Source organism: Pseudomonas sp. QTF5 (assembly GCF_000512695.2).
Lineage (GTDB): Bacteria > Pseudomonadota > Gammaproteobacteria > Pseudomonadales > Pseudomonadaceae > Aquipseudomonas.
In genome coordinates this window covers 1-25,562 of the sequence record NZ_AZRW02000058.1, presented here as the reverse complement: position 1 = coordinate 25,562, position 25,562 = coordinate 1, and the positions used below count along the sequence as shown (strand labels likewise).

At 60.2% G+C, this 25,562-nt stretch carries 21 protein-coding genes; 8 read left to right on the top strand and 13 right to left on the bottom strand.

Translation table 11 applies throughout. The features are described 5' to 3' along the window. Positions 1 to 77: 77 nt before the first annotated feature. Together IC37_RS27580 and IC37_RS27570 are read right to left on the bottom strand one after the other, a co-directional pair. Positions 78 to 2,054 carry a methyl-accepting chemotaxis protein gene (locus tag IC37_RS27580; protein WP_030132417.1) on the bottom strand — a complete coding sequence of 659 codons (1,977 nt, stop codon included), beginning with the start codon at positions 2,052 to 2,054 and terminating at the stop codon, positions 78 to 80. A 184-nt stretch (positions 2,055 to 2,238) separates the two neighbouring features. Continuing rightward, on the bottom strand, positions 2,239 to 3,159 hold the full coding sequence (locus tag IC37_RS27570; protein WP_030132418.1) for a LysR substrate-binding domain-containing protein: 921 nt from the start codon (positions 3,157 to 3,159) through the stop codon (positions 2,239 to 2,241). Positions 3,160 to 3,316: 157 nt separating this feature from the next. Here IC37_RS27570 and IC37_RS27565 point away from each other — a divergent pair, with 157 nt between their 5' ends. Continuing rightward, positions 3,317 to 4,714, top strand: a complete 1,398-nt coding sequence (locus IC37_RS27565; protein WP_030132419.1) for a NorM family multidrug efflux MATE transporter — start codon at positions 3,317 to 3,319, stop codon at positions 4,712 to 4,714. A 107-nt stretch (positions 4,715 to 4,821) separates the two neighbouring features. Here IC37_RS27565 and IC37_RS27560 read toward each other — a convergent pair whose 3' ends face one another. Beyond that, on the bottom strand, positions 4,822 to 6,495 hold the full coding sequence (locus tag IC37_RS27560) for a bifunctional diguanylate cyclase/phosphodiesterase (RefSeq protein ID WP_030132420.1): 1,674 nt from the start codon (positions 6,493 to 6,495) through the stop codon (positions 4,822 to 4,824). Between the two features lie 264 nt (positions 6,496 to 6,759). Here IC37_RS27560 and rep point away from each other — a divergent pair, with 264 nt between their 5' ends. Together rep and IC37_RS27550 are read left to right on the top strand one after the other, a co-directional pair. Then, a complete protein-coding gene (gene rep, locus IC37_RS27555) occupies positions 6,760 to 8,769 on the top strand; it encodes a DNA helicase Rep (protein ID WP_030132421.1) in 2,010 nt (669 codons plus the stop codon). Positions 8,770 to 8,829: 60 nt separating this feature from the next. Next, positions 8,830 to 9,402, top strand: a complete 573-nt coding sequence (locus IC37_RS27550; RefSeq protein WP_020799401.1) for a xanthine phosphoribosyltransferase — start codon at positions 8,830 to 8,832, stop codon at positions 9,400 to 9,402. Between the two features lie 129 nt (positions 9,403 to 9,531). Here IC37_RS27550 and IC37_RS27545 read toward each other — a convergent pair whose 3' ends face one another. The 6 genes from IC37_RS27545 to dadA form a co-directional block, all read right to left on the bottom strand. After that, a complete protein-coding gene (locus IC37_RS27545; RefSeq protein ID WP_030132422.1) occupies positions 9,532 to 11,454 on the bottom strand; it encodes an acetyl-CoA hydrolase/transferase C-terminal domain-containing protein in 1,923 nt (640 codons plus the stop codon). 118 nt (positions 11,455 to 11,572) lie between these two features. Further along, entirely contained in the window at positions 11,573 to 11,986 is a 414-nt protein-coding gene (locus IC37_RS27540) for a cytochrome c5 family protein (RefSeq protein WP_030132423.1), read from the bottom strand. 182 nt (positions 11,987 to 12,168) lie between these two features. Further along, the gene (locus tag IC37_RS27535; RefSeq protein ID WP_007894746.1) at positions 12,169 to 12,717 is read right to left on the bottom strand and encodes a cupin domain-containing protein; all 549 of its coding nucleotides are present in this window, start codon (positions 12,715 to 12,717) and stop codon (positions 12,169 to 12,171) included. Between the two features lie 129 nt (positions 12,718 to 12,846). Further along, positions 12,847 to 13,920, bottom strand: coding sequence for an alanine racemase (gene alr / locus IC37_RS27530; RefSeq protein ID WP_030132424.1), 1,074 nt, complete (start codon positions 13,918 to 13,920; stop codon positions 12,847 to 12,849). Between the two features lie 98 nt (positions 13,921 to 14,018). After that, complete coding sequence (locus IC37_RS27525; protein WP_030132425.1) at positions 14,019 to 14,372, bottom strand: RidA family protein; 354 nt, start codon at positions 14,370 to 14,372, stop codon at positions 14,019 to 14,021. Continuing rightward, a complete protein-coding gene (gene dadA / locus IC37_RS27520) occupies positions 14,344 to 15,648 on the bottom strand; it encodes a D-amino acid dehydrogenase (RefSeq protein WP_030132426.1) in 1,305 nt (434 codons plus the stop codon). Before dadA ends, IC37_RS27525 begins: the two co-directional genes overlap by 29 nt. Before the next feature lie 156 nt (positions 15,649 to 15,804). Between dadA and IC37_RS27515 the strand changes: the two genes are divergently transcribed. Continuing rightward, positions 15,805 to 16,293 (top strand): Lrp/AsnC ligand binding domain-containing protein, encoded by a 489-nt coding sequence (locus IC37_RS27515; RefSeq protein WP_003206849.1) that lies wholly within the window; start codon positions 15,805 to 15,807, stop codon positions 16,291 to 16,293. A 111-nt stretch (positions 16,294 to 16,404) separates the two neighbouring features. Here the strand turns inward: IC37_RS27515 and IC37_RS27510 are convergent, their stop codons facing one another. After that, positions 16,405 to 16,758: a YkgJ family cysteine cluster protein gene (locus tag IC37_RS27510; RefSeq protein WP_030132427.1), complete on the bottom strand. Its 354-nt coding sequence runs from the start codon at positions 16,756 to 16,758 to the stop codon at positions 16,405 to 16,407. 147 nt (positions 16,759 to 16,905) lie between these two features. Between IC37_RS27510 and IC37_RS27505 the strand changes: the two genes are divergently transcribed. Beyond that, the gene (locus IC37_RS27505; RefSeq protein ID WP_030132428.1) at positions 16,906 to 18,219 is read left to right on the top strand and encodes an FAD-binding oxidoreductase; all 1,314 of its coding nucleotides are present in this window, start codon (positions 16,906 to 16,908) and stop codon (positions 18,217 to 18,219) included. Between the two features lie 144 nt (positions 18,220 to 18,363). Here the strand turns inward: IC37_RS27505 and IC37_RS27500 are convergent, their stop codons facing one another. Next, positions 18,364 to 18,609 carry a DUF1127 domain-containing protein gene (locus tag IC37_RS27500; protein WP_030132429.1) on the bottom strand — a complete coding sequence of 82 codons (246 nt, stop codon included), beginning with the start codon at positions 18,607 to 18,609 and terminating at the stop codon, positions 18,364 to 18,366. A gap of 179 nt (positions 18,610 to 18,788) precedes the next feature. On the opposite strand from IC37_RS27500, the gene IC37_RS27495 reads away from it, so the two are divergent. Beyond that, the gene (locus IC37_RS27495; RefSeq protein WP_030132430.1) at positions 18,789 to 20,210 is read left to right on the top strand and encodes a PLP-dependent aminotransferase family protein; all 1,422 of its coding nucleotides are present in this window, start codon (positions 18,789 to 18,791) and stop codon (positions 20,208 to 20,210) included. A gap of 56 nt (positions 20,211 to 20,266) precedes the next feature. Then, positions 20,267 to 21,844, top strand: coding sequence for a phospholipase D family protein (locus IC37_RS27490; RefSeq protein ID WP_030132431.1), 1,578 nt, complete (start codon positions 20,267 to 20,269; stop codon positions 21,842 to 21,844). Between the two features lie 217 nt (positions 21,845 to 22,061). On the opposite strand, the gene IC37_RS27485 is transcribed toward IC37_RS27490, so the two are convergent. After that, entirely contained in the window at positions 22,062 to 23,207 is a 1,146-nt protein-coding gene (locus IC37_RS27485) for an MFS transporter (RefSeq protein WP_030132432.1), read from the bottom strand. A gap of 188 nt (positions 23,208 to 23,395) precedes the next feature. Then, complete coding sequence (locus IC37_RS27480; RefSeq protein ID WP_030132433.1) at positions 23,396 to 24,889, bottom strand: aldehyde dehydrogenase; 1,494 nt, start codon at positions 24,887 to 24,889, stop codon at positions 23,396 to 23,398. Between the two features lie 227 nt (positions 24,890 to 25,116). On the opposite strand from IC37_RS27480, the gene IC37_RS27475 reads away from it, so the two are divergent. After that, complete coding sequence (locus IC37_RS27475; protein ID WP_030132434.1) at positions 25,117 to 25,479, top strand: cupin domain-containing protein; 363 nt, start codon at positions 25,117 to 25,119, stop codon at positions 25,477 to 25,479. Positions 25,480 to 25,562 lie beyond the last annotated feature (83 nt).

The following is a 25,562-nucleotide window of genomic DNA, read 5'->3' as shown; positions in this document are numbered from 1 at the left end:
AAAAACAGTATTGCAGAAAAGGGGGTAACCATAGATGTGGGAGCGGGCTTGCTCGCGAAGGCGATTTCAGCAGCGCTTCAACGAAACCGGTCAACCTCATGCCGCAAGTCCGCCGCGAGCTTCTCCAGCTCTTTGGCAGTCACAGCCAGGTTCGACACCACTTCGCGCTGTTCACTGTTCGCCAGAGCAATGCTTTGCAGATTGCTGCTGAGCAAGGTCGCGGTGCTGCTTTGTTCCTGGGTCGCAGTGGTGATGGCGGCGAATTGCTGACCAGCCGAGCGGCTTTGTTCATCGATCCGCGCCAGTGCCGAAGCGACGTTGGCGTTGCGCGACAGGCCTTCCTGCATCAGCACGTTGCCCTGCTCCATGGTGCTGATGGCGTTACCGGTTTCCTGCTGGATGCTTTGAATCATCCCGGAAATTTCGTCAGTGGCCTGGCGGGTGCGTGAGGCCAGGTTGCGCACTTCATCGGCCACCACCGCAAACCCACGGCCCTGCTCTCCGGCGCGGGCGGCTTCGATGGCGGCGTTGAGCGCCAGCAAGTTGGTTTGTTCGGCGATCGCGGTAATCACCCCGACAATGCCGCCGATTTCCTGGGAACGCTGCCCCAAGGTATTGATCACCGTCGCGGTGCTGTTCAGTGCACCGGCGATTTGCTCCAGGGACGAGGACGCTTCGTCCATCGACGTACGACCGATCTGGGTTTGCTGTGCGTTTTCCTGCGCTAGACGCTGGGTGTTGCCCATGTTGTCGGCGATGTTCAGCGAGGTGGCGCTGAATTCTTCTACGGCGCCGGCCATGCTGGTGATTTCGCCAGACTGCTGCTCCATCCCTTCATAGGCACCACCGGACAAACCGGACAACGCCTGGGCACGGCTGTTGACCTCTCCCGAGGCCTTACGGATGTGCTCGACCATGGTCGACAGGGCCTGGCTCATCTGGTTGAAGGCGCGGGCAAGTTGGCCGATTTCGTCATTGCTCGACACGTTCAGGCGAACACTCAAATCACCAGCGCCCAAGGCTTCGGCCTGACGCACCAGATCCCCCAGTGGCGCCAGTTTGCTGCGCAGCAACCAGACCGCCGCACCGACCGCCAACAACATCGCCAGCAGACTGCCGATTGCCAATTGAATGCCGACGCTCCAGGTCACGGCGCGGATTTCGGTTTTCGGCATGCTCGCCACCACCGACCACGGCCCGCCTTCGAACGGCACGGCAACACTGTAAAAGTCTTGCGACTTGTCGTTCCAGAAATCGCCTTTGCCCGGTGTCTTGGCCAGACCGACGATGCTCGGGACCGCCTGATCCAGCGCTTGCACACCGGCAATCGGCACCAGCCATTTGCCTTGTTCATCCAGCAACGCCAGGGACCCGGTCTGGCCGATGCGGAAGCGTTTGAGGTTGGCGAACTGCGCGTTCTGAGCATCGGTGTAATCGAATCCTACGTACAGCACGGCAATGATCTTACCGCTGCTGTCACGTACGGGGGTGTACTGCGACATGTAGAAGCGTTCGAAAAGCAAAGCTCGACCCACGTAGCTCTGCCCCGCCATCAAACGGGCGTAAGCCGGGTTCGCGTGGTCGAGCAGAGTGCCGATGGCACGGCTGCCGTCTTGTTTGCTGACATTCGTGCTGACCCGAATGAACTCCTCACCACTGCGCACGAACACGGTCGCGACGCCTGCGGTCATCTGCTTGAACTCGTCGACTTCTGCGAAGTTGTTGTTCAACACTTCACTGCCCAAGTGCAGGCCCGGGGTCTGCACACCCGCCACGGTCACCGGCTCATCCGGATGCACGCTCAAACCGGCGCTAAAGCGCTTCTCGAACAGGCCGGCCAGACGCTGGGTGCTTTCACGCAAGGTGCCGTGAAAGGTGCTCAGCTGATCGGCAAGCAAGCGGGCCTCGCTGGCCAGGTGCTCTTCGCGGGTGGCGAGGTTGGCAGTGTCCAGCGAGCGCAAGGCAAACACGGTACTGCCGCTGATGACAATTGCCAGTATCACGGCAAGCGCAAGCCCCAACTGTGAGGCGATCCGAGCACGAGGTTGAGACATGACAGCTCCTGACCCAGTGGCCGGATCATCTTGATCCCATCGCACACTCGGCAAAATTTCTGATAATGGGAATAACCTGGACCTGCACGAAGGTCCCATCAGCAGATTTTCGGCGGCAAAGCTGAATACTTGAGTAATTAACGGGGATATGGCTCAAGGCCGCCATTGCGGCGGCTCCATCGATTCAGCCCAGGCGTTCGACATCCGGCAATTCCATGGCCCGGACCTCGCCTTGCAGAAAATCGCTGAGGCGGCGCAAACGCTCGCCGCCGGGGCGGGTTCTCGGCCAGACCAGGTAATAATTCTCACCACTGGCAACGGCCGTCGGCCACGGCAAACTCAGACGTCCCTGGGCGACATCCTCCGCCACCATCAGCAAATCGCCCATGGACACGCCGTAACCTCGGGCAGCAGCGATCATGCCCAGCTCCAGCGTGTCGAACACCTGCCCGCCCTTGAGCGAGACTTGATCGGTCAGGCCCATGCGCTCCAGCCAGTTGCGCCAGTCACGACGGTCCGGCGTCGGGTGCAGCAGCTCGGTACTGGCCAGGCGCGCAACGTCCCACGGTTGATCCTTCAGAAGATTCGGCGCGCCCACCGGAATCAGCTCTTCGGGGAACAGGAAAGTCGCCTCCCAGTCCGGTGGAAAATGCCCGTTGCTGAGAATGACAGCGCAGTCGAAGGGTTCGTGGTTGAAGTCCACCGTGTCGATGTCCATCCAGGCGCTGGTCAATTGCACCTCGTTCCCCGGTCGCAGGTGCCGGAAACGGCTGAGCCGCGCCAACAGCCAGCGCATGGTCAGGGTCGATGGGGCTTTCATGCGCAAGATGTCGTCTTCGGCACGCAAAGTATTGCAGGCCCGTTCAAGGGCGGTGAAGCCTTCGCGAATGCCGGGCAGGATCAGCCGCGCCGATTCGGTCAGTTGCAGGTTGCGCCCGCTGCGGTGAAACAACCGACAGGCGAAATGCTCTTCAAGCGTACGAATGTGTCGGCTGACTGCACTTTGCGTGATCGACAGTTCTTCGGCGGCGCGAGTAAACGAGCTATGCCGCGCCGCCGCTTCGAATGCTCGAAGGGCATACAAGGGAGGAAGACGACGGGACATCAGGAAAGCTCCTACAGCGTGATTGCTTCAACTTATCAGAAACTCTCTCGCATGAGTTTTAATCATGCCACCCATCCTTTTTATCCCTTTGTGCAAACCCCGCAGAGCGCCGAGAATCGACGCTTCCTGTTCTCTCTGACAATCGAGCGTGATGATCATGCAGCATCCAGCGCGTATTGAACTCTGGGCCATCCTGCGGCTGGCGGGGCCGTTGATTGCCTCGCAGTTGGCGCACATGTTGATGGTCCTCACCGACACGTTGATGATGGCGCGCCTGAGCCCCGAGGCGCTGGCCGGTGGCGGTCTGGGTGCGGCGACGTATTCGTTCGTGTCGATTTTCTGCATCGGCGTGATCGCGGCGGTCGGTACGCTGGTGGCGATCCGTCAGGGCGCGGGCGACATCATTGGCGCGGCGCGGCTGACCCAGGCCGGATTGTGGCTGGCCTGGTTGATGGCACTGGTGGCGGGGGTGCTGCTGTGGAACCTGAAACCGGTGTTGCTGCTGTTCGGCCAGACCGAAACCAACGTCCAGGCTGCCGGCCAGTTTCTGTTGATCCTGCCATTCGCCCTGCCCGGTTACCTGAGCTTCATGGCGCTGCGCGGTTTCACCAGTGCCATCGGCCGGGCGACACCGGTGATGGTCATCAGCCTTGCCGGCACTGTGGCCAACTTCCTGCTCAACTATGCGTTGATCACCGGCATGTTCGGTCTGCCGAAAATGGGTCTGGTGGGCATCGGCCTGGTCACGGCGATCGTTGCCAACCTCATGGCGCTGGCGCTCGCGCTGCACATTCGTCGGCATCCGGCCTATGACGCGTATCCATTGCGCCAGGGTCTGTCGCGGCCCAACCGTCAGTACTTGAAGGAGTTGTGGCGCCTGGGCCTGCCGATTGGCGGCACCTATGCGGTGGAAGTCGGGCTGTTTGCGTTCGCCGCGCTGTGCATGGGTACCATGGGCAGTACGCAATTGGCGGCGCATCAGATCGCCCTGCAAATCGTCTCGGTGGCGTTCATGATTCCGGCGGGGCTTTCCTACGCGATCACTATGCGCATCGGCCAGCATTACGGCGCCGGGCAATTGCTCGATGCGCGGCTGGCCGGACGGGTCGGGATCGCTTTCGGAGCTGCGTCGATGCTGGGATTTGCCATGGTTTTCTGGCTGCTGCCGCATCAGTTGATCGGCTTGTTCCTGGACCACAACGACCCGGCGTTCCGCGAAGTCATCAACCTGGCCGTGAGCCTGCTGGCGGTGGCGGCGTGGTTTGAACTGTTCGACGGCACGCAAACCATTGCCATGGGCTGCATCCGCGGACTCAAGGATGCCAAGACCACGTTCCTGGTAGGTTTGGGTTGCTATTGGCTGATCGGTGCACCGGCCGCTTGGTGGATGGCCTTCCATTTGAACTGGGGGCCAACAGGGGTCTGGTGGGGTCTGGCGCTGGGGCTGGCGTGTGCGGCGGTGAGTCTGACGCTGGCGTTTGAGTGGAAGATGAAACGGATGATCAGGCGAGAGCCGTCGTCAGGGGCGAGTTTCCAGGTCGCTCAGCCTGACTGAGATCCCCTGTGGGAGCGGGCTTGCTCGCGAAAATTGTATCAGCCAACGTTAGATGTCGACTGACACACCGCTTTCGCGAGCAAGCCCGCTCCCACATTTGTCCGTGTTTAAACCACGACTTCCAGTGCGGGCTGCTGACTGCTGCCGAACGTCAGGTACTCCACCAACTCCGCCAACGGCAACGGCTTGCTGATCAGATACCCCTGCACCTGATCGCAACCAAAGCCGCGCAACAAATCCAGCTGCTCCGACGTTTCCACACCTTCGGCAACCACTTCGAGGTTGAGGTTGTGCGCCAGGTTAATCATCGCGTGGACCAGTTTGCGATTCTCTTCCCGTTCCTCCATGCCGCCGACAAAGCTCTTGTCGACCTTCAACAAGGCAATCGGCAGGCTATTGAGGTGCACGAACGAAGAGAACCCGGTGCCGAAATCATCCAGCGAGAAGCGCACGCCCAAACGCCCGAGGGCGTCCATGGTCTGCTTGACCAGGTCGCTGCGACGCATCACCGCGGTTTCGGTCAATTCAAATTCCAGCCATTGCGCCTCGACGCCTCGCTCGGCAATCAGCCGGCTCAGGGTCGTCAGTAATTGACTGTCCTGAAACTGCCGGAACGACAGGTTGATCGCCATGTGCAGCGCTGGCAGCCCTCGTTCTCGCAACGCCTGCATATCCCGCAGGGCCCGGGAAATCACCCAGTAACCCAGCGGCACGATCAAGCCGCTTTGCTCGGCCAGCGGCACGAATTCGCTGGGGGGCAGTAAGCCGCGTTCGCCATGACGCCAGCGCACCAACGCTTCGAGGCCGACGATCTGGCCGTCCTCAAGGTTCAGGCGTGGTTGGTAATGCAATTCCAGCTCATCGCGGCGCAAGGCCCGGCGCAGCTCGCTTTCGAGGTCGGCGATGCTGCGGGCATTGCGATTGATCCGTTCGTTGAAGATGTGGAAGGTGCAGCCCTGAGTGCTCTTGGCCTGCTGCATGGCGATGTGCGCGTGCCACATCAACGGATCGGCGCCGGCCTGCGCTCGTGCATGGGCAATGCCGAGACTGGAACCGATCAACAGACTTTCGCCGTCGATCCAATAGGGTTCGGACAGGGCTTCGGTAATGCGTTCGGCCATCCATTCGGCGCGCTGAGGGGCGCGGCGAGTATCGATCAGCAGGGCGAATTCATCGCTGCCCAGCCGCGCCAGTTGATCGCTGGCCTCCAGTTGGCTTTTCAGCCGCGAGACCACTTGCAGGATCAACCGATCGCCGGCCTGATGGCCGAGGGCGTCGTTGGCGTGTCGAAAGTTGTCGAGGTCGAGGTGACCGAGGGCCACGCCGCGGCCTTCGTTTTCAGCCAGACGCGCCGCCAGCAAGGTCTGGAAACCCTGCCGGTTGGCGATACCGGTCAACGGATCCTGCTCGGCCAGGCGCTGCAAGGTATTTTCCAGCACACCGCGCTCACGCACATGGCGCAGGCAGCGGCGCAACATGCCGGGATCCAGCAGATTGCGCACCAGCCAGTCGCTCACACCGTCGGGCGGCGCCAGCGGCTCGTGTTCGAGCAACAGCACCGTCGGCAGGTTGCAACGGCCGGGTGCCGGCTGAAGTGCAGGAATCGTCAACAACACCGCGCTGCGGTTGTCATCGAACAAATTGCTGACCGACTCCCAGCTCGGCGCGCTGAGCAGCACAGCCGCACTCCCCATCGGAGCCAGACACTCGCGCAACAACGCTGCCCACGCTGGCTCTTCGGCCAGTAGCAGCAAACGCAAGGGTTCGACAGGCGTAGACAAGCTAGCTCCCTAGACTCTGCAAAGATGTAGGCGGCGGGCATTATGCCGCGCGGGTAACCAATGACCAAATGACATCGGTTATCAAACACGGCTTTTGTGTCTTGAATTACGAACAGTAGCCGCAAATTCATTACGCATCCTGCGCGAAAGTATCAAAACCGGCAAATAGAGATAGCGTGTTGCGTCACAAGTCGGAGAGAGCAGCACAATTCTCTGAGCCTGTTAAAATGCCGGCCCATTTCGCTAACGACTCCCTGATTTCGTATGTCCCGACTCAATCCCCGGCAGCAAGAAGCCGTGAGCTACGTCGGCGGCCCTCTTTTGGTGCTCGCCGGCGCAGGCTCCGGCAAGACCAGCGTGATCACCCGCAAAATTGCGCACCTGATCCAGAGCTGCGGCATCCGCGCCCAATACATTGTCGCCATGACCTTTACCAACAAGGCCGCGCGCGAGATGAAGGAACGGGTCGGCACCCTGCTCAAGGGCGGCGAAGGCCGCGGCCTGACGGTCTGCACCTTCCACAACCTGGGCCTGAACATCATCCGCAAGGAACATGTGCGGCTGGGCTACAAACCGGGCTTCTCGATCTTCGACGAGACCGACGTCAAAGCCCTGATGACCGACATCATGCAGAAGGAATACTCGGGCGACGACGGTGTCGACGAGATCAAGAACATGATCGGCTCGTGGAAAAACGACCTGATCCTGCCGCCCGAAGCCCTGGAAAACGCCCGCAATCCCAAGGAACAGACCGCCGCCATCGTCTACACCCACTACCAGCGCACGCTCAAGGCGTTCAACGCGGTGGACTTCGACGACCTGATCCTGCTGCCGGTAAAACTGTTCCAGGAACACGACGATATCCTGGAAAAATGGCAGAACAAGGTCCGCTACCTGTTGGTGGACGAATACCAGGACACCAACGCCAGCCAGTATTTGCTGGTGAAATTGCTGATCGGCAAGCGTAACCAGTTCACCGTGGTGGGCGACGACGACCAGTCGATCTACGCCTGGCGCGGCGCCCGTCCGGAAAACCTGATGCTGCTCAAGGACGACTATCCGTCCCTGAAAGTGGTGATGCTCGAGCAGAACTACCGCTCCACCAGCCGCATCCTGCGCTGCGCCAACGTGCTGATCTCCAACAACCCGCACGAATTCGAAAAGCAGCTGTGGAGTGAGATGGGCCACGGCGACGAAATCCGTGTGATTCGTTGCCGCAACGAAGACGCCGAAGCCGAGCGCGTGGCCGTGGAAATCCTCAGCCTGCACTTGCGCACCGACCGCCCCTACAGCGACTTCGCGATTCTGTATCGCGGCAACTACCAGGCCAAGCTGATCGAGCTGAAACTGCAGCATCACCAGGTGCCTTACCGACTCTCTGGCGGCAACAGCTTTTTCGGACGTCAGGAAGTGAAAGACCTGATGGCCTACTTCCGGTTGATCGTGAACCCGGACGACGACAACGCCTTCCTGCGGGTGATCAACGTTCCACGCCGGGAGATCGGTTCGACCACGCTGGAGAAACTGGGCAACTACGCCACCGAGCGAAAAATCTCGATGTACGCCGCCACCGACGAAATCGGCCTGGGCGAGCATCTAGACACGCGCTTCACCGATCGCCTGTCGCGCTTCAAGCGTTTCATGGACAAGGTCCGCGAGCAGTGTGCCGGCGAAGACCCGATCTCGGCGCTGCGCAGTATGGTCATGGACATCGATTACGAAAACTGGCTGCGCACCAACAGTTCCAGCGACAAGGCCGCCGATTACCGCATGGGCAACGTCTGGTTCCTGATCGAGGCGTTGAAGAACACCCTGGAAAAAGACGAAGAAGGCGAGATGACCGTCGAGGACGCCATCGGCAAACTCGTTCTGCGCGACATGCTGGAACGGCAGCAGGAAGAGGAAGACGGCGCCGAAGGCGTGCAGATGATGACCTTGCACGCCTCCAAGGGCTTGGAGTTTCCCTACGTGTTCATCATGGGCATGGAGGAGGAAATTCTCCCCCACCGCTCCAGCATCGAAGCCGACACCATCGAAGAGGAACGTCGCCTGGCCTACGTCGGAATTACCCGAGCGCGTCAGACCCTGGCCTTCACCTTCGCCGCCAAGCGCAAGCAATACGGCGAGATCATCGACTGCGCGCCTAGCCGTTTCCTTGATGAACTGCCGCCGGACGATCTGGCCTGGGAAGGCAACGATGACACCCCGACCGAAGTCAAAGCGGTTCGCGGCAACAGTGCACTGGCAGATATACGCGCGATGTTAAAGCGCTAGAATCGAGCACTTTTTAACCGAACACTTTTGGCGCACAAGGCGTCAGTAGAGGAAAGCTTCATGGAAGCACTGCACAAGAAAATTCGCGAAGAAGGCATCGTGCTTTCCGACCAGGTTCTGAAAGTCGACGCCTTTCTCAACCACCAGATCGACCCGGCCCTGATGAAGCTGATCGGCGACGAATTCGCCACGCTGTTCAAGGACTCGGGCATCACCAAGATCGTCACCATCGAAGCGTCGGGCATCGCACCGGCAATCATGACCGGACTGAACCTCGGCGTGCCGGTGATTTTCGCCCGCAAGCATCAGTCCCTGACCCTGACTGAAAATCTGCTGTCGGCGACCGTTTACTCGTTCACCAAACAAACCGAAAGCACCGTGGCAATCTCCCCGCGCCACCTGACCAGCAGCGACCGCGTGCTGATCATCGATGACTTCCTGGCTAACGGTAAGGCCTCGCAAGCGCTGATCTCGATCATCAAACAGGCCGGCGCGACCGTTGCCGGTTTGGGTATTGTGATCGAGAAGTCGTTCCAGGGCGGCCGTGCGGAACTGGATGCTCAGGGTTATCGCGTTGAATCGTTGGCTCGGGTGCAGTCGCTGGCTGGCGGCGTCGTAACCTTCATCGAATAACCCGCGACACCGCAAAACCAATGTGGGAGCGGGCTTGCTCGCGAATGCGGTGTGTCAGTCGACATCAACTTTGACTGACACACCGCATTCGCGAGCAAGCCCGCTCCCACATTTGGTCTCCGCTGGCCGTTACAAAGCGGTGGCTTTGAGGCCGGTGAGCAGTAGCCGCTGAAACAAATCCTCTTTCAATCCCTCGGGGTTGGTCAGCTTCATCCGCTCTAGATGCACCGGAAACTCCGAAGGCGCTGGCGCATCCAGCGCCGCCTTGCCCAATTCCAGAATCTCCGTGAGCTTGAACTTGCTCTTCAACCAGTTCAGCGCCCGCAATAAGTCCCGCTCTTCAGCGGTGAAATCGCAGCCCAGCGGATACTCCGCAAACAGATTCGAATGCCGTGCCTGAATGGCCTGCAACCGCTGTGGGCTGTTGTCGGCAAAACGCGGATCGAGTCGAAAATGCTTCGGCAATTTGCCCACGCTCTGCGCCTGCTCGATCAGCCCCGGCTGGAAACGTGAGTCGCTGATATTCAACAACGCCTCGATCACCGCCGCGTCGGTCTTGCCCCGCAAATCGGCGATGCCGTACTCAGTGACGACGATGTCCCGCAGATGCCGTGGAATCGTGCAGTGGCCGTATTGCCAGACGATATTCGAACTGACGTCACCGCCCGACTCGCGCCAACTGCGCAGCAGCAGGATCGAGCGCGCGCCTTCGAGCGCATGGCCCTGGACGACGAAGTTGTATTGCCCGCCGACACCGCTCAGCACCTGCCCGTCTTCGAGTTGATCGGCCACGCCGGCGCCGAGCAAGGTCATGGTGAAGACCGTGTTGATGAAGCGCGCATCGAGGCGCTGCAGGCGTTTGAGTTCTTCCTCACCGTAGAGCTCGTTGATGTAGCTGATGCGGGTCATGTTGAATTCGAGCCGTTTGCCTGAGGGCATCTCTCGCAAGCGCTCATAGAAACTGCGCGGCCCGAGGAAAAACCCGCCATGCACGCAGATCCCGTCGGTTTGTGCGGCCTCGTCCAGTGTTCCGGCATTCGCCTGCTGCTGGGTCGGCACATCCGGGTAGACCTTGCGCCGCACGATCCCGGCATCCGCCAACACCAGCAAGCCGTTGACGAACATTTCGCTGCAACCGTATAGGCCCTTGGCGAACGGTTCGATGCCTCCTTCGCGCTCAATCAATTGCGCCCACTGGCTGAGATTCAAATCCGTCAGCAACGCCTTGTAACCGTCACTGTCAGCCTGTCGCGCCAGCAACGCGGCCGTCAGGGCATCACCCATGGCGCCGATGCCAATCTGCAAAGTGCCGCCATCACGCACCAGCGTGCTGGCGTGCAGCCCGATGAAATGATCCTGGAAACCCACTGGCATGTTCGGCGTGGAGAACAGCGTGGTGTTGTCCTTCGCGTCGATCAGCAGGTCGAAGGTGTCGATGCCGATTTCCGCGTCCCCCGGCATGTACGGCAAATCGTTGTGCACCTGGCCCACCATCAGGATCGTCTCCCCCGCCGCCCGGCGTTTGGCGATCATCGGCAACAGGTCGAGGGTGATGTCCGGGTTGCAGCTCAGGCTCAGGCGATCGGGATGCTCGCTGTGGCTGGCGACCAGTTGCGCGACCAGGTTCAAACCGGCGGCATTGATGTCCCGGGCGGCGTGGCTGTAATTGCTGCTGACGTAATCCTGCTGGGCCGATGCGCTGTTAAGCAGGCTGCCTGGTTGCATGAAGAATTGAAGGACGTGAATGTTGCTCGGCAGGCTGTCGCGATGCAGGTCGGCGAGAAAATCCAGTTCCGGGTAATCGCCGAACACCCGCTCGATGAAGGGTTCGAGGAAGCGCTTTTGCAAACCGTCGCCCAATGGCGGGCGTCCGAGGCACAGGGCGGTGTAGATCGTCAGTTGCCGCTCGGGCAGTTGCGCGATCCGTCGATACAGCGCATTGACGAAGTGATTGGGCTTGCCCAGCCCCAGCGGCAACCCCATGTGGATATGCGCCGGCAATCGCGCCAGGACGTCATCGACAGACTGCTCGATAGAACACAACTGCACCATCTGATCCTCCCGCCGTTCCATGCATTGGGGTTGGGTCTTTGCAGCAAAGAATAGCTTCAGGGAAAAATCGCACGCACAAAAAAGCCGCTCGAAAGCGGCTTTTCGTTGAAGACCGGGCTTACTTCAGGCCAGACATCTTCTGGATGGCGCCCTTGAGATCGGCATCAGAGCAATCAGCGCAGGTGCCTTTGGGTGGCATCGCATTGATGCCGGAGATTGCTTTCGCCAGCAAGCCATCAAGGCCGCCTTCTTTCTTCGCGCGCTCGCCCCAGGCTGCGGCATCGCCGACTTTCGGCGCGCCCAACAGGCCGGTGCCGTGGCAAGCGTTGCAATGTTTTGCAATCACCGAGTCAGGGGTTTTGGCATCACCACCACCCGCAGAAGCAGCGACTTCCATCCCCTTGCACTCTTTGCCCTGCACACAAACCTGGCCGACTGGTTCAAGACGTTTAGCGATATCGTCGTTGGTCGCTGCTTGTGCGCTGACTGCCCAAAGGGCCAATACGGTTGCTGGTGCGGCCAGCATTTTCATAATTAGGTTCACGCGTACACCCTCAATGGTGGCTAGTCACGCCTACGGCCACGGTTCGCAGGCGGGCGCAAGTATAGCGGTAAGCCCGCCACACTGAAACAACCCCAAAGTCGAAGGGGTTTTATCGTGGAGTGGAAATACAGCATGGGCGTCTCCGCAATCCGGGCAGGACGCCTCTTCTCTTAGAAATTCGCTGGTGTGGCTGCGCTGATTAGTCGCGCCGGGGCATCGAACGGATTACGGAAGCGGTGCGGCTTGGTACTTTCAAAGTAGTAGCTGTCGCCGGCTTCGAGCACAAATGTTTCGAGCCCGACCACCAGTTCCAACCGACCTTCCACCAGTATTCCGGTTTCCTCACCCTCATGGGTGAGCATCTCGTCACCGGTGTCGGCGCCTGGCGGGTAGATTTCATTGAGGAACGCGATAGCCCGGCTCGGGTGAGCCCGGCCGACCAGTTTCATGGTCACTGCCCCATCGGAAATATCGATCAGCTCGTGGGCTTTGTAGACGATCTGAGTCGGTTTTTCCTGCAGGATTTCTTCGGAAAAGAACTCGACCATGGACATGGGAATCCCACCCAGCACTTTCCTCAGCGAACTGATCGAGGGGCTGACGCTGTTCTTCTCGATCATCGAAATGGTGCTGTTGGTAACACCCGCGCGTTTGGCGAGCTCACGCTGGGAAAGACCTTTGAGCTTACGGATGGATTGCAGTCGTTCACCGACGTCCAATGCTGGAGCCTCCAGGGATTCAGGTTTGCAGGAATATTGAGCGTTATCATGGCGACAGCGTTCAGTATTTACAACACTTGGGCCTGAATCCTGTTTGGCGAAGCGACTTTCGGTCGGGCACGTGATTCGTCAGGCCCCGGAATAGAGCCGCGGCACCCGATGCAGGTTGCAGAAGATCTGGTAAGGAATCGTGCCCGCGGCCGTCGCGACGTCACTGGCGAGGATATTTTTGCCCCACAACTCGACAGGCGAACCGAGACCGGCTTGCGGCACGTCGGTCAGGTCGACGCAGAGCATGTCCATCGACACCCGGCCCAGTAACTGACTACGCTGCCCGGCCACCAGCACCGGCGTGCCGCTCGGCGCCTGGCGCGGATAACCGTCGGCATAACCCATCGCTACCACCCCCACACGCATCGGTTTGGAGGTGACAAATTTCGCACCGTAGCCAATCGGCTCGCCGGCCGGCAGTTCACGCACGCTAATCACTTTAGATTCCAGGGTCATCACCGGTTGCAGGCGAGACGCCACGGCATTGACCTCTTCGAACGGTGTCGCACCGTAGAGCATGATGCCCGGGCGTACCCAATCGCTCGGAATCTGCGGCCAACCGAGCACCGCCGGCGAATTACGCAGGCTTATTTCAGCCGACAAACCCTGACGCGCCGCCTCGAACACCGCAACCTGTTCGGCGCTGGTCTGGCAATGCAGATCATCGGCGCGGGCGAAGTGACTCATCAGCACGATTTTCGCCACTTTGCCGCTGGCCAGCAGCCGTTGATAGGCCGCCTGGTAATCCGCCGGGTGCAGGCCAACGCGATGCATGCCCGAGTCGAGTTTGAGCCAGACTGTGATCGGTTTGCTGAGCGCGGCACTCTCGATGGCTTCGAGCTGCCACAGCGAATGCACCACGCACCAGAGGTCATGCTCGACGATCAGCGACAGCTCATCGACTTCGAAAAAACCTTCAAGCAACAACACCGGCGCACGAATGCCGGCGGCACGCAGCTCCAACGCTTCTTCAATGCACGCCACGGCAAACCCGTCCGCCTCGGCTTCCAGTGCCTGGGCGCAGCGTACCGCGCCATGGCCGTAGGCATCGGCCTTGATCACCGCGAGGGCCTTGGCCCCCGTGACTTCACGGGCGATCCGGTAGTTGTGACGCAGGGCTTGAAGGTCGATCAGGGCACGGGCTGGACGCATGGCGGCAGACTTCTAGTCGGTCATTGGGAAAAAAACCGGCGCTGGCTGACAGCGTGAACCGCCAACAGCGCCGGGAGAGGGATCTTTCTGGCTTAGCTTTATGGTAGCGCGGCGACAACCGACAGCTCGACCAGGATTTGCGGTTCACACAGCTTCGATTCGACCGTCGCGCGGGCCGGTGCAACGCCTTTTGGCAGCCACTGGTCCCACACCGAATTCATGCCTTCAAAGTGCGCGTCGATGTCTTTCAGGTAAATCGTTACCGATAGCAGACGGCTCTTGTCGGTCCCGGCCAGATCCAGCAAACGCTCGATGTTGGCGAGGGTTTCACGGGTCTGCTGTTCAATCCCGGCGCTCATGTCATCGCCGACCTGCCCTGCCAGATACACCGTGCTGTTATGGACAACGATCTGGCTCATGCGCTCATTGGTGAGCTGGCGCTGGATTGACATGTTTTGCGGACTCCTGAAGTTTGTTGCCATAACGGGAAATATCGAGGCCTTCGGCGCTGATCTGCGGGGTTCTTTTCGCCATCAGGTCAGCCAGCAAACGACCGGAACCACAGGCCATGGTCCAGCCGAGTGTGCCGTGGCCCGTGTTCAAGAACAGGTTTTTGAACGGCGTCGCACCGACAATCGGCGTGCCATCCGGAGTGGTCGGACGCAGGCCGGTCCAGAAGCTCGCCTGGTGCAGATCGCCGCCCTGAGGATAAAGGTCGTTGACGATCATCTCCAGGGTTTCGCGCCGACGCGGGTTCAACGACAGGTCAAAACCGGCTATTTCAGCCATGCCGCCGACGCGGATGCGGTTGTCGAAACGGGTGATCGCAACCTTGTAAGTCTCGTCGAGAATGGTCGACGTCGGGGCCATCGCCGGGTTGATGATCGGTACGGTCAGCGAGTAACCCTTCAGCGGATACACCGGAGCCCGGATGCCCAACGGCTTGAGCAGTTGCGGCGAGTAGCTGCCCAGCGCCAGCACGTAGCGGTCGGCGGTTTCCAGCTTGCCGTCGATCCATACGCCGTTGATGCGATCACCGGCGAAATCGAGGCGCTGAATATCCTGGCCGAAACGGAATTCCACACCCAGCTTCGTGGCCATTTCGGCCAGGCGGGTAGTGAAGATCTGGCAGTCGCCGGTTTGGTCGTTCGGCAGGCGCAAGGCACCAGCGAGGATGTCAGTGACACTGGCCAGGGCCGGTTCGACCCGGGCAATGCCGGCGCGGTCGAGCAATTCGAACGGTACGCCGGACTCTTTCAACACGGCGATGTCTTTGGCGGCGCCATCGAGCTGCGCCTGGGTGCGGAACAGCTGGGTAGTCCCCAGGCTGCGGCCTTCGTAGGCAATGCCGGTTTCGGCGCGTAATTCGTCGAGGCAGTCGCGGCTGTACTCGGACAGGCGCACCATGCGTTCCTTGTTCACCGCATAACGGCTGGCGGTGCAGTTGCGCAGCATCTGCGCCATCCACAGGTATTGGTCGATGTCGGCGGTGGCCTTGATCGCCAATGGCGCGTGACGCTGCAACAGCCACTTGATGGCTTTGAGCGGCACGCCCGGCGCGGCCCACGGCGAGGCATAGCCCGGCGAAACCTGCCCGGCGTTGGCGAAGCTGGTTTCCATGGCCGGCGCTGGTTGACGGTCCACGACCGTCACTTCAAAGCCGGCCCGTGCCAGATAATAGGCACTGGCGGTACCGATGACGCCGCTACCCAAGACCAGAACGCGCATTTTCATATCCCTCATCGCGGCTTACCGCTGACGTTTATTGTGCAGACCGAAGATGTGGGCAGTTTAAAAAAGATTAACCAGTGCTTTTCACTATATAAGTGCCTATATTTGGCGACAATTCTCGGCAAAAACCCTTTTCACGGAGGCGCATCCCCTATGCGGACCAACACTCAGACCAAACGTGAGCTGGACAAGATCGACCGCAACATCCTGCGGATCCTGCAAGCGGACGGGCGCATTTCCTTCACCGAACTGGGGGAAAAGGTCGGCCTCTCCACCACGCCCTGCACCGAGCGGGTACGGCGACTGGAGCGCGAAGGGATCATCATGGGCTACAACGCCCGCCTGAATCCGCAGCACCTCAAGGGTAGCCTGCTGGTGTTCGTCGAGATCAGCCTCGACTACAAATCCGGCGATACTTTCGAAGAGTTCCGACGCGCGGTGCTGAAACTGCCCCACGTACTGGAATGCCATTTGGTGTCAGGTGATTTCGATTACCTGGTGAAAGCACGGATTTCCGAGATGGCCTCGTACCGCAAATTGCTGGGCGACATCCTGCTCAAGCTGCCGCATGTGCGCGAATCCAAGAGCTATATCGTGATGGAAGAAGTGAAAGAGAGCTTGAACCTGCCGATTCCCGACTGAGCCTAGATCGTTCCCACGCTCCGCGTGGGAATGCCTCAACGGACGCTCCGCGTTCGGCTCTTGGGACGCAGAGCGTCCCGGGCTGCATTCCCACGCAGAGCGTGGGAACGATCAAACGAGGACCTGCCGGGTGCTGGCCATGTACTCATGAATCTGCTTCTCGACCCGCGGATGGATCAGCTCCGCCGGTCGCCGCCCGTTGGGGCATGGCAACGTCTTGGTGGTACCGAACAGCCGACAGATCAGCGGTCGTTCGTCATACACCGTGCAACCATTGGGCCCCAGGTGAACGCAGTTGAGCTCATCCATCGCCGCATCCTGCTCCGCCCGCGTCTTGCGCGGCAGGCGGGACATTTCTTCGGGTGAGGTGGTCACCGGCCCACAGCAGTCATGGCAGCCGGGCACGCACTCGAAGGAGGGAATCTGCTGGCGCAGCGTGCGAATTTTCTGACTGTTGCAACTCATCGAAGCGGTGACCGAAAGCGGAATAGACCGGAATTCTGACGCAAAACCCCCGATCCAGACAGTGCCAGCCGACCGGTGTTGCCCGCGTCCGAAGTGGCGGCTTATGCTCCGTCAACTTTTTCAAACACACACATCAGGATGACGGATATGAACGCCCCCGTTCAGCGACCTGCCCCGAGCCATCGACACGCGGCCTCTTATTACGCCGCCAGCAGCCTGCCGCAGCCCGATCTTGCGGTGCTCACAGGAGAGCTGGTCGCGGACGTGTGCGTGGTAGGCGGCGGGTTCTCCGGGTTGAACACCGCCCTCGAACTGGCCGAGCGTGGCTTCAGCGTGGTGCTGCTGGAAGCGCACAAGATCGGTTGGGGCGCCAGCGGACGCAATGGTGGACAATTGATTCGCGGCGTCGGGCATGGCCTCGATCAGTTCGCCAGCGTGATCGGTGCAGACGGTGTGCGTCAGATGAAACTGATGGGCCTGGAAGCGGTGGAGATCGTCCGACAGCGGATCGAGCGTTTTCAGATCCCTTGCGACCTGACCTGGGGTTACTGCGACCTCGCCAACAAGGCTCAAGACCTGGAAGGCTTCGCCGAAGACGCCATTGAGCTGCGCAGCCTCGGTTATCGTTACGAAACCCGCCTGTTGCAAGCCGACGAAATGCACAGTGTGGTGGGTTCCGACCGCTATGTCGGCGGTCTGATCGATATGGGCTCCGGGCATCTGCACCCCTTGAACCTGGCACTTGGCGAAGCGGCTGCCGCCGGTCAATTGGGTGTGAAGCTGTTCGAACAATCGGCGGTGACCCGCATCGATTACGGCCCCGAGGTCAAGGTCCACACCGCCCAGGGCTCGGTCCGTGCAAAGACCCTAGTGCTGGGTTGTAACGCCTACCTTAACGATCTCAACCCGGAACTCGGCGGCAAGGTGCTGCCCGCCGGCAGCTACATCATCGCCACCGAACCCTTGAGTGAAGAGCAGGCTCACACAGTGCTGCCGCAAAACATGGCGGCCTGCGATCAACGGGTGGCGCTGGATTATTACCGCCTCTCGGCGGACCGACGCTTGCTGTTCGGCGGTGCCTGCCATTATTCAGGACGCGACCCCAAAGACATCGCCGCATACATGCGACCGAAGATGCTGGCGGTGTTCCCGCAACTGGCCGGGGTGAAAATCGACTATCAATGGGGCGGGATGATCGGCATCGGCGCCAATCGCCTGCCGCAGATCGGCCGGCTCAAGGAGCAGCCGAATGTGTATTACGCCCAGGCCTATTCCGGCCATGGGGTGAACGCCACACACTTGGCGGGCAGGTTGTTGGCGGAGGCCATCAGTGGTCAGCAGAGTGGAGGGTTCGATCTGTTTGCCAAGGTGCCGCATATCACCTTCCCCGGCGGCAAGCATTTGCGCTCGCCGTTGTTGGCGTTGGGGATGTTGTGGCATCGGCTCAAAGAACTGGTCTGAAAGATTTTCGGCGTCTGTGTCGACGCCTTCGCGAGCAAGCCCGCTCCCACATTTAATCGTTGTCGAACACAAAATCTGCGTTCACTGACGATCATATGTGGGAGCGGGCTTGCTCGCGAATCGATTTAAAGAACACCGCAAAACTCAGATCCGCCAGAACGGTTTAAGCCCCTCCTCCAACGCGTGCTCCCGACTCAGCCCTACATCCCTCAACTGCTCCGGTGTCAGAGTCAGCAACACCTTGCGCGTGTGCAGACGATGCCAGAACAGGCCCCAGCGACCCAGGCAGGACGGTGCGTTGCGCATGACCGCCTCGCGTGCTCCGTTTTTTTGCCCTGCCGCCCGTTCCTGACTGTGTAACGTCAGCCGCACATCGCTCAAGCCGTTCATTTTCATTGCTCCTGTTTACTTGGGTAGCCAGAGCTTTCATGATGCGCGGACGGCGAAAAGCATTACAGATTCAACTATGGTGTATTAAGCCCATACAGATTTTCCGTTTCAGCCTCTGAATCACATATTTTTGCCCCATCTGTGCTGGTTAACCGAATCACCCACACCGAGACTGCGCCATGACCCTTTACGTCAACCTCGCCGAATTGCTCGGCACTCGTATCGAACAGGGCTTCTATCGTCCCGGCGACCGGTTGCCCTCGGTGCGGGCGCTGAGTGTCGAACACGGGGTCAGCCTGAGCACAGTGCAGCAGGCCTATCGAGTGCTGGAAGACGTCGGTCTGGCGATGCCCAAACCCAAGTCCGGCTACTTCGTGCCCGTGAGTCGCGAGCTGCCGGAGCTGCCAGTGGTTGGTCGGCCAGCTCAACGACCGGTGGATATTTCACAGTGGGATCAGGTGCTGGAACTGATCCGCGCCGTGCCGCGAAAGGACGTCGTGCAACTGGGTCGCGGCATGCCGGACATCACCACGCCGACCATGAAACCGCTGCTGCGCAACCTGGCGCGAATCAGCCGTCGGCAGGACATGCCCGGTCTGTATTACGACAACATCTACGGCACCCTTGAATTGCGCGAACAGATCGCTCGCCTGATGCTCGACTCCGGTTGCCAGTTGAGCGCCAACGATCTGGTAATCACCACCGGTTGCCACGAAGCGCTGTCCACCAGCATCCGCGCCATCTGCGAGCCGGGTGACATCGTGGCCGTGGATTCGCCGAGCTTTCACGGCGCCATGCAGACACTGAAGGGCCTGGGCATGAAAGCGCTGGAAATCCCCACCGACCCGCTTACTGGTATCAGCCTCGACGCTTTGGAACTGGCGTTGGAGCAATGGCCGATCAAAGCCATACAGTTGACCCCCAACTGCAACAACCCGCTGGGCTACATCATGCCGGAGTCGCGCAAACGTGCGTTGTTGACGCTCGCACAGCGTTTCGACGTTGCGATTATCGAGGACGATGTGTATGGCGAACTGGCCTACACCTACCCTCGCCCACGCACGATCAAATCCTTCGACGAAGACGGTCGCGTCCTGCTCTGCAGCTCTTTTTCCAAGACTTTGGCACCAGGCCTGCGCATTGGTTGGGTCGCACCGGGCCGTTATCTGGAACGGGTGCTGCACATGAAGTACATCAGCACTGGCTCCACCGCGCCGCAACCGCAAATTGCGATTGCCGAATTTCTCAAGGCCGGTCACTTCGAACCGCATTTGCGGAAGATGCGCACGCAATACCAGCGCAATCGCGACGCGATGATCGACTGGGTGACCCGCTACTTCCCCGTCGGCACCCGCGCGAGCCGTCCGCAAGGCAGCTTCATGCTGTGGGTCGAATTGCCGGAGGGCTTCGACACCCTGAAACTCAATCGTGCGCTGCATGATCAAGGCGTACAGATTACGGTCGGCAGTATCTTTTCCGCCTCGGGCAAATACCGCAATTGCCTGCGGATGAACTACGCTGCCAAAACAACCCCACAGATCGAAGAAGCAGTGCGCAAGGTCGGTGCGACAGCGATCAAACTGTTGGCGGGAACCGACTGACCTTTCTTCGGGATGTGGCGTCCATATGCTAACCGCCACCATCCGGAATACGCTTCGTGAGAATCAGACAGCCCGTGCTTGCTCTTCTGTTACTCGCCTCGCTCCTTGGTGGCTGCACGACACTCAATGCCCCTCACAAACCGAGCCAGGCCCTGCCGGCGGCCGATTCGGCGTTCGGCCGCTCGATCCAGGCACAGGCCGCTCCCCATCAGGGCCAATCGGGCTTTCGTTTGCTCTCCGATAGCGCCGAGGCCTTCACCGCCCGCGCCGAGCTGATTCGCAACGCCCAAAGCAGCCTCGACTTGCAGTACTACATCGTCCACGACGGCATCAGCACACGGATACTGGTGGGCGAACTGCTCAACGCCGCCGACCGCGGCGTACGAGTGCGGATTCTGCTCGACGACACCACCAGCGATGGCCTGGACCGGATCATCGCGACCCTCGCCGCGCATCCGAAGATTCAGATCCGCGTGTTCAACCCGCTGCACCTGGGCCGCAGCACCGTCGTTACGCGAACCATGGGCCGGTTCTTCAACCTGTCGCAGCAACACCGGCGCATGCACAACAAACTGTGGGTGGCGGACAACAGCGCGGCGATCGTTGGCGGGCGCAACCTGGGGGACGAGTATTTCGATGCCAAGCCCAACATCAATTTCACCGACATCGATATGCTCAGTGTCGGCCCGGTTGCAGAGCAGTTGGGACACAGCTTCGACCAGTACTGGAACAGCGCCCTGAGCAAGCCGATCGAGCAGTTTCTCTCGACCAAGCCGACAGCCAGGGATCTGAGAAACACCCGGACCCGACTGGACGAGTCCCTGGAGGAAACGCGCAAACAGAACCACGCGCTCTATCAGCAGTTGATGGCCTACACCACTCACCCGCGCCTGGACGTCTGGCGCCGGGAGCTGATCTGGGCCTGGAACCAGGCGTTGTGGGACGCACCGAGCAAGGTGCTGTCCAAGGGCGAGCCGGATCCGCACTTGCAGCTGACCACCCAGTTGGCGCCCGAGCTCAATGGGGTCAGCAAGGAGCTGATCATGGTTTCGGCCTACATCGTGCCCGGCCAAGCGGGGCTGGTGTACCTGACCGGTCGCGCCGATGCCGGCGTGTCGGTCAGTTTGCTGACCAACTCACTGGAAGCCACCGATGTCCCCGCCGTGCATGGTGGTTACGCGCCTTATCGCAAAGCCTTGCTAGAGCATGGTGTGCAGCTGTTCGAATTACGCCGCCAGCCCGGTGACAACGGCGGCAGCGGCAGCGGACCGCGTCCATTTCACAGCAGCAAGTCCTACCATAGCTCCGACTCCAGCCTGCACAGCAAGGCGATGATTTTCGACCAGCAGAAAGCCTTTATCGGCTCGTTCAATTTCGACCCGCGCTCAGTGTTGTGGAACACCGAAGTCGGGGTGCTGGTGGACAACCCGCAGCTCGCCAGACGAGTGCGCGAACTGGCGCTGGAGGGTATGGCGCCTGCCCTCAGCTATCAGACCCGGCTGGAAAAGGGTCAGATGGTCTGGGTCACCGAAGATGACGGCAAGCAGCACACACTGACCAAGGAACCGGGGAGTTGGTGGCGACACTTCAATTCATGGCTCAGCAGCATGGTTGGCCTGGAGCGGATGTTGTAGTCAGGAGCCTGGTGATGAATTGTGGCGAGAGAGCTTGCTCCCGCTCGGCTGCGCAGCAGTCGCAAATCGGCATCCGCGTTCTACCTGAGTGAGCGGCGCATTTTTAGGGCCGCGGCGCGACCCAACGGGAGCAAGCTCCCTCGCCACAAGAGCTCCCTCACCACAGGCAAACTCCCCTGCCACAGATAAGCTCCCTCACCACAGGTTTATGCAGCGCTCAGGCCGGTTCTGCAACCGTGCCAAACGCCCCTTGCCGCGACACCAGAATCACCAGCCCCAACGCGCCCGCCGCCATCAGCAACGGCAAGGCATGCCCGCTGATCCACTGGCTCCCGGCACCGGCCGCCAAGGGCCCGATCAGGCAACCAATTCCCCACAACTGTGCGATATGAGCATTGGCGCGCACCAAGGCATCGTCGCGATAACGTTCGCCGATCAGAATCAATGACAAGGTGAACAGCCCGCCGGCACTAGCGCCAAACAACACCCACAGCGGCCAGATCAGTAGCGTGTCGATCAGCAATGGAATCGCCAGGCTCGACAGCAACAAGAGCATCGCACAGCCGGTGAATAACGTACGCCGCGACAAGCGATCGGCCAGCGCGCCAATCGGCAACTGCAGCAAGGCATCACCCACCACCACCGTACTGACCATCGCCAAGGCGATTTCCGTGGTGAAGCCCTGACGCAGGCAGTAGATCGGCAGCAAGGTCAGGATCATCGCTTCAAACGCCGCGAACAGCGACACCGCCCAGGCAATCGCCGGCAAGCCGCGGCAGAAGGTCAACAAGTCACCAAGGGTCACGCTGCAAGCTTCGCTGGTGGGTGCGCCGCTGCGGCCCAGCAGCAGGAACGGTGAAGCCATCAGCAAACCGACGCCGACCCAGAAGCCATAATCGTGCTCGGTGCCCAACGCACCCAACAGCAACGGCCCGGCCAGCTGACTCAGCGCATAGCTACTGCCATACAGCGCCACCAGCCGACCGCGCCATTGCTCGACCACCAGTTGGTTGATCCAGCTTTCGCCGAGGATGAAGACGAGGGTCAGGATCACCCCGATCACCAACCGCAGCACCAGCCAGACCGGGTAGCTCGGCCACACTGCCAGCAAACCGATGGATACCGCACCGGCCCACAGACACAACCGCATCAGATTGGCCGTGCCAAGACGGGCCGCGAGGTGGCTGGAGATTTTCGCCCCCAGCAGTACGCCAATGGCCGGCATCGCCGCAATCACACCGATCGCGAACGAGCCGTAGCCCCAGCCTTCCAGACGCAGCGACACCAACGGCATGCTGACACCCAGGGCCAGGCCGACACTCAAGACAGACGCCAAAACGGCGAAATAAGTCGCCCAACGCATGTCCACACTCCTGTGGATTGTTATTTTCAGGCACCGCGCAAAGCAATGTGGGAGCGGGCTTGCTCGCGAAGAGGCCATCACATCCAACATTGATGTTGGCTGTTACACCGCCTTCGCGAGCAAGCCCGCTCCCACAGGGGATCTGCGCCGTTCAGGAGCCCGATTTACTACCGGGCTCCCTCACTGGCTTACAACTTGATCCAGGTCGCCTTCAGCTCGGTGTACTTGTCGAACGCATGCAGCGACTTGTCGCGACCGTTGCCAGACTGTTTGAAGCCACCGAATGGCGCGGTCATGTCACCGCCATCGTACTGGTTGACCCACACGCTACCGGCACGCAAGGCCTTGGCGGTCAGGTGAGCCTTGGAGATGTCGGCGGTCCAGACGGCAGCGGCCAGACCGTAAGGCGTGTCGTTGGCGATCTGGATGGCTTCTTCAGCGCTGTCGAAGGTGATGACCGACAACACCGGACCGAAGATTTCTTCCTGAGCAATTTTCATAGCGTTGCTCACGCCATCGAAAATCGTCGGCTCGACGTAAGTGCCACCGGTTTCCTGAAGAATGCGCTTGCCGCCAGCCACAAGTTTGGCGCCATCGGTGTGACCGGACTCAATGTAGGACAGCACAGTGTTCATCTGCTGGGTATCCACCAGTGCACCGACGTTGGTTGCCGGGTCCAGCGGGTTGCCCGGCTTCCAGGTTTTCAGCGCCTCAATCACCAGCGGCAGGAATTTGTCCTTGATCGAACGCTCGACCAATAGGCGCGAACCGGCCGTGCAGACTTCGCCCTGGTTGAAGGCAATGGCGCTGGCAGCCGATTCGGCGGCGGCTTGCAGGTCCGGCGCATCGGCGAACACGATGTTCGGGCTCTTGCCGCCAGCTTCCAGCCAGACGCGCTTCATGTTCGATTCGCCGGAGTAGATCAGCAGTTGCTTGGCGATCTTGGTCGAACCGGTGAACACCAGGGTGTCGACATCGTTGTGCAGGGCCAGGGCCTTGCCGACGGTGTGGCCGTAACCCGGCAGCACGTTCAGCACACCTTTCGGAATACCGGCCTCAACCGCCAGCGCCGCAATGCGAATGGCCGTCAGCGGCGATTTTTCGGAAGGCTTGAGGATCACCGAGTTACCGGTGGACAATGCCGGGCCGAGCTTCCAGCAGGCCATCATCAACGGGAAGTTCCACGGCACGATCGCACCGACCACGCCGACTGGCTCGCGAGTCACCAGACCCAACTGATCATGCGGAGTGGCGGCGACTTCGTCGTAGATCTTGTCTATGGCTTCACCGCTCCAGCTCAGGGCTTGCGCCGCACCGGGAACGTCGATGTACAGGGAATCGCTAATCGGCTTGCCCATGTCCAGGGTTTCGAGCAGGGCCAGCTCTTCGGCGTGCTGCTTCAGCAGGCCGGCGAAACGAATCATGGTGGCTTTGCGCTTGGTCGGCGCCAGGCGCGACCAGGCGCCGGAATTGAAAGTGGCGCGGGCGTTGTCCACCGCACGCTGGGCGTCGGCAGCATCACAGCTGGCAATCTTGCCCAGCAGGCGACCATCGACCGGGCTGATGCACTCGAAGGTATCGCCAGAGGCGGCATCGGTGTATTCGCCATTGATGTAGGCGCGGCCTTCGATCTTTAGATCGCGAGCGCGTTGTTCCCAGTCGGCACGAGTCAGGGTGGTCATTCGAGTGTCCTCCTCTTATTGAATACGAGTGCCCCGCGTTCTATGCGGGTGCTGTCAGGAATTCTGCCCGGCCAGCCTGCTTTTCGGCTCAAGGCAACCGTTACCCTAAACCAGCGACCGGTAAAGTTTCAATATATTTGACACAAGGCCGGCAAACGGCCTTGCGATGTTCATTTTAATAAACATAGACTTTCAATTTTCCAGCGCAATCACGGGGGAATACCAGCATGAGCATTCAGGATATCGTCGATTTCAGCCAGGCCACTACCCAGCCCGATCGCTATCGACCAGACCCGGCGAAAGTCCTCAAGGGCGACCCCGAGCAAGCGGTGTACAACCACTACAACAGCCCGTGCGGCCAGATGAGTGCAGGTGTTTGGGAAGGCGAAGTCGGCCAGTGGCTAGTGAACTACACCGAGCACGAATACTGCGAAATCGTTCAGGGGGTTTCAGTGCTGCGTGACGGCGACGGCAACGCCAAGACCCTACGCGTGGGCGATCGCTTCGTGATTCCGGCCGGTTTCAAAGGCACCTGGGAAGTGCTGGAGCCGTGCCGCAAGATTTATGTGGTGTTTGAACAGAAGGTCTGAAGATTTTTGCGGCCTCTGCCGGCCCCTTCGCGAGCAAGCCCGCTCCCACATCTATGGTTACCCCCTTTTCTGCAATACTGTTT

Coding starts and splice junctions, on each gene's coding strand:
- IC37_RS27515 (WP_003206849.1), top strand. CDS start 15,805: ATGCGGACCAACACTCAGACCAAACGTGAGCTGGACAAGATCGACCGC.
- IC37_RS27510 (WP_030132427.1), bottom strand. CDS start 16,758: ATGAGTTGCAACAGTCAGAAAATTCGCACGCTGCGCCAGCAGATTCCC.
- IC37_RS27500 (WP_030132429.1), bottom strand. CDS start 18,609: ATGAACGGCTTGAGCGATGTGCGGCTGACGTTACACAGTCAGGAACGG.
- IC37_RS27485 (WP_030132432.1), bottom strand. CDS start 23,207: ATGCGTTGGGCGACTTATTTCGCCGTTTTGGCGTCTGTCTTGAGTGTC.
- IC37_RS27570 (WP_030132418.1), bottom strand. CDS start 3,159: ATGTCCCGTCGTCTTCCTCCCTTGTATGCCCTTCGAGCATTCGAAGCG.
- IC37_RS27480 (WP_030132433.1), bottom strand. CDS start 24,889: ATGACCACCCTGACTCGTGCCGACTGGGAACAACGCGCTCGCGATCTA.
- rep (WP_030132421.1), top strand. CDS start 6,760: ATGTCCCGACTCAATCCCCGGCAGCAAGAAGCCGTGAGCTACGTCGGC.
- dadA (WP_030132426.1), bottom strand. CDS start 15,648: ATGCGCGTTCTGGTCTTGGGTAGCGGCGTCATCGGTACCGCCAGTGCC.
- IC37_RS27495 (WP_030132430.1), top strand. CDS start 18,789: ATGACCCTTTACGTCAACCTCGCCGAATTGCTCGGCACTCGTATCGAA.
- IC37_RS27525 (WP_030132425.1), bottom strand. CDS start 14,372: ATGTCAATCCAGCGCCAGCTCACCAATGAGCGCATGAGCCAGATCGTT.
- IC37_RS27580 (WP_030132417.1), bottom strand. CDS start 2,054: ATGTCTCAACCTCGTGCTCGGATCGCCTCACAGTTGGGGCTTGCGCTT.
- IC37_RS27545 (WP_030132422.1), bottom strand. CDS start 11,454: ATGGTGCAGTTGTGTTCTATCGAGCAGTCTGTCGATGACGTCCTGGCG.
- IC37_RS27540 (WP_030132423.1), bottom strand. CDS start 11,986: ATGAAAATGCTGGCCGCACCAGCAACCGTATTGGCCCTTTGGGCAGTC.
- IC37_RS27505 (WP_030132428.1), top strand. CDS start 16,906: ATGAACGCCCCCGTTCAGCGACCTGCCCCGAGCCATCGACACGCGGCC.
- IC37_RS27475 (WP_030132434.1), top strand. CDS start 25,117: ATGAGCATTCAGGATATCGTCGATTTCAGCCAGGCCACTACCCAGCCC.
- alr (WP_030132424.1), bottom strand. CDS start 13,920: ATGCGTCCAGCCCGTGCCCTGATCGACCTTCAAGCCCTGCGTCACAAC.
- IC37_RS27565 (WP_030132419.1), top strand. CDS start 3,317: ATGCAGCATCCAGCGCGTATTGAACTCTGGGCCATCCTGCGGCTGGCG.
- IC37_RS27550 (WP_020799401.1), top strand. CDS start 8,830: ATGGAAGCACTGCACAAGAAAATTCGCGAAGAAGGCATCGTGCTTTCC.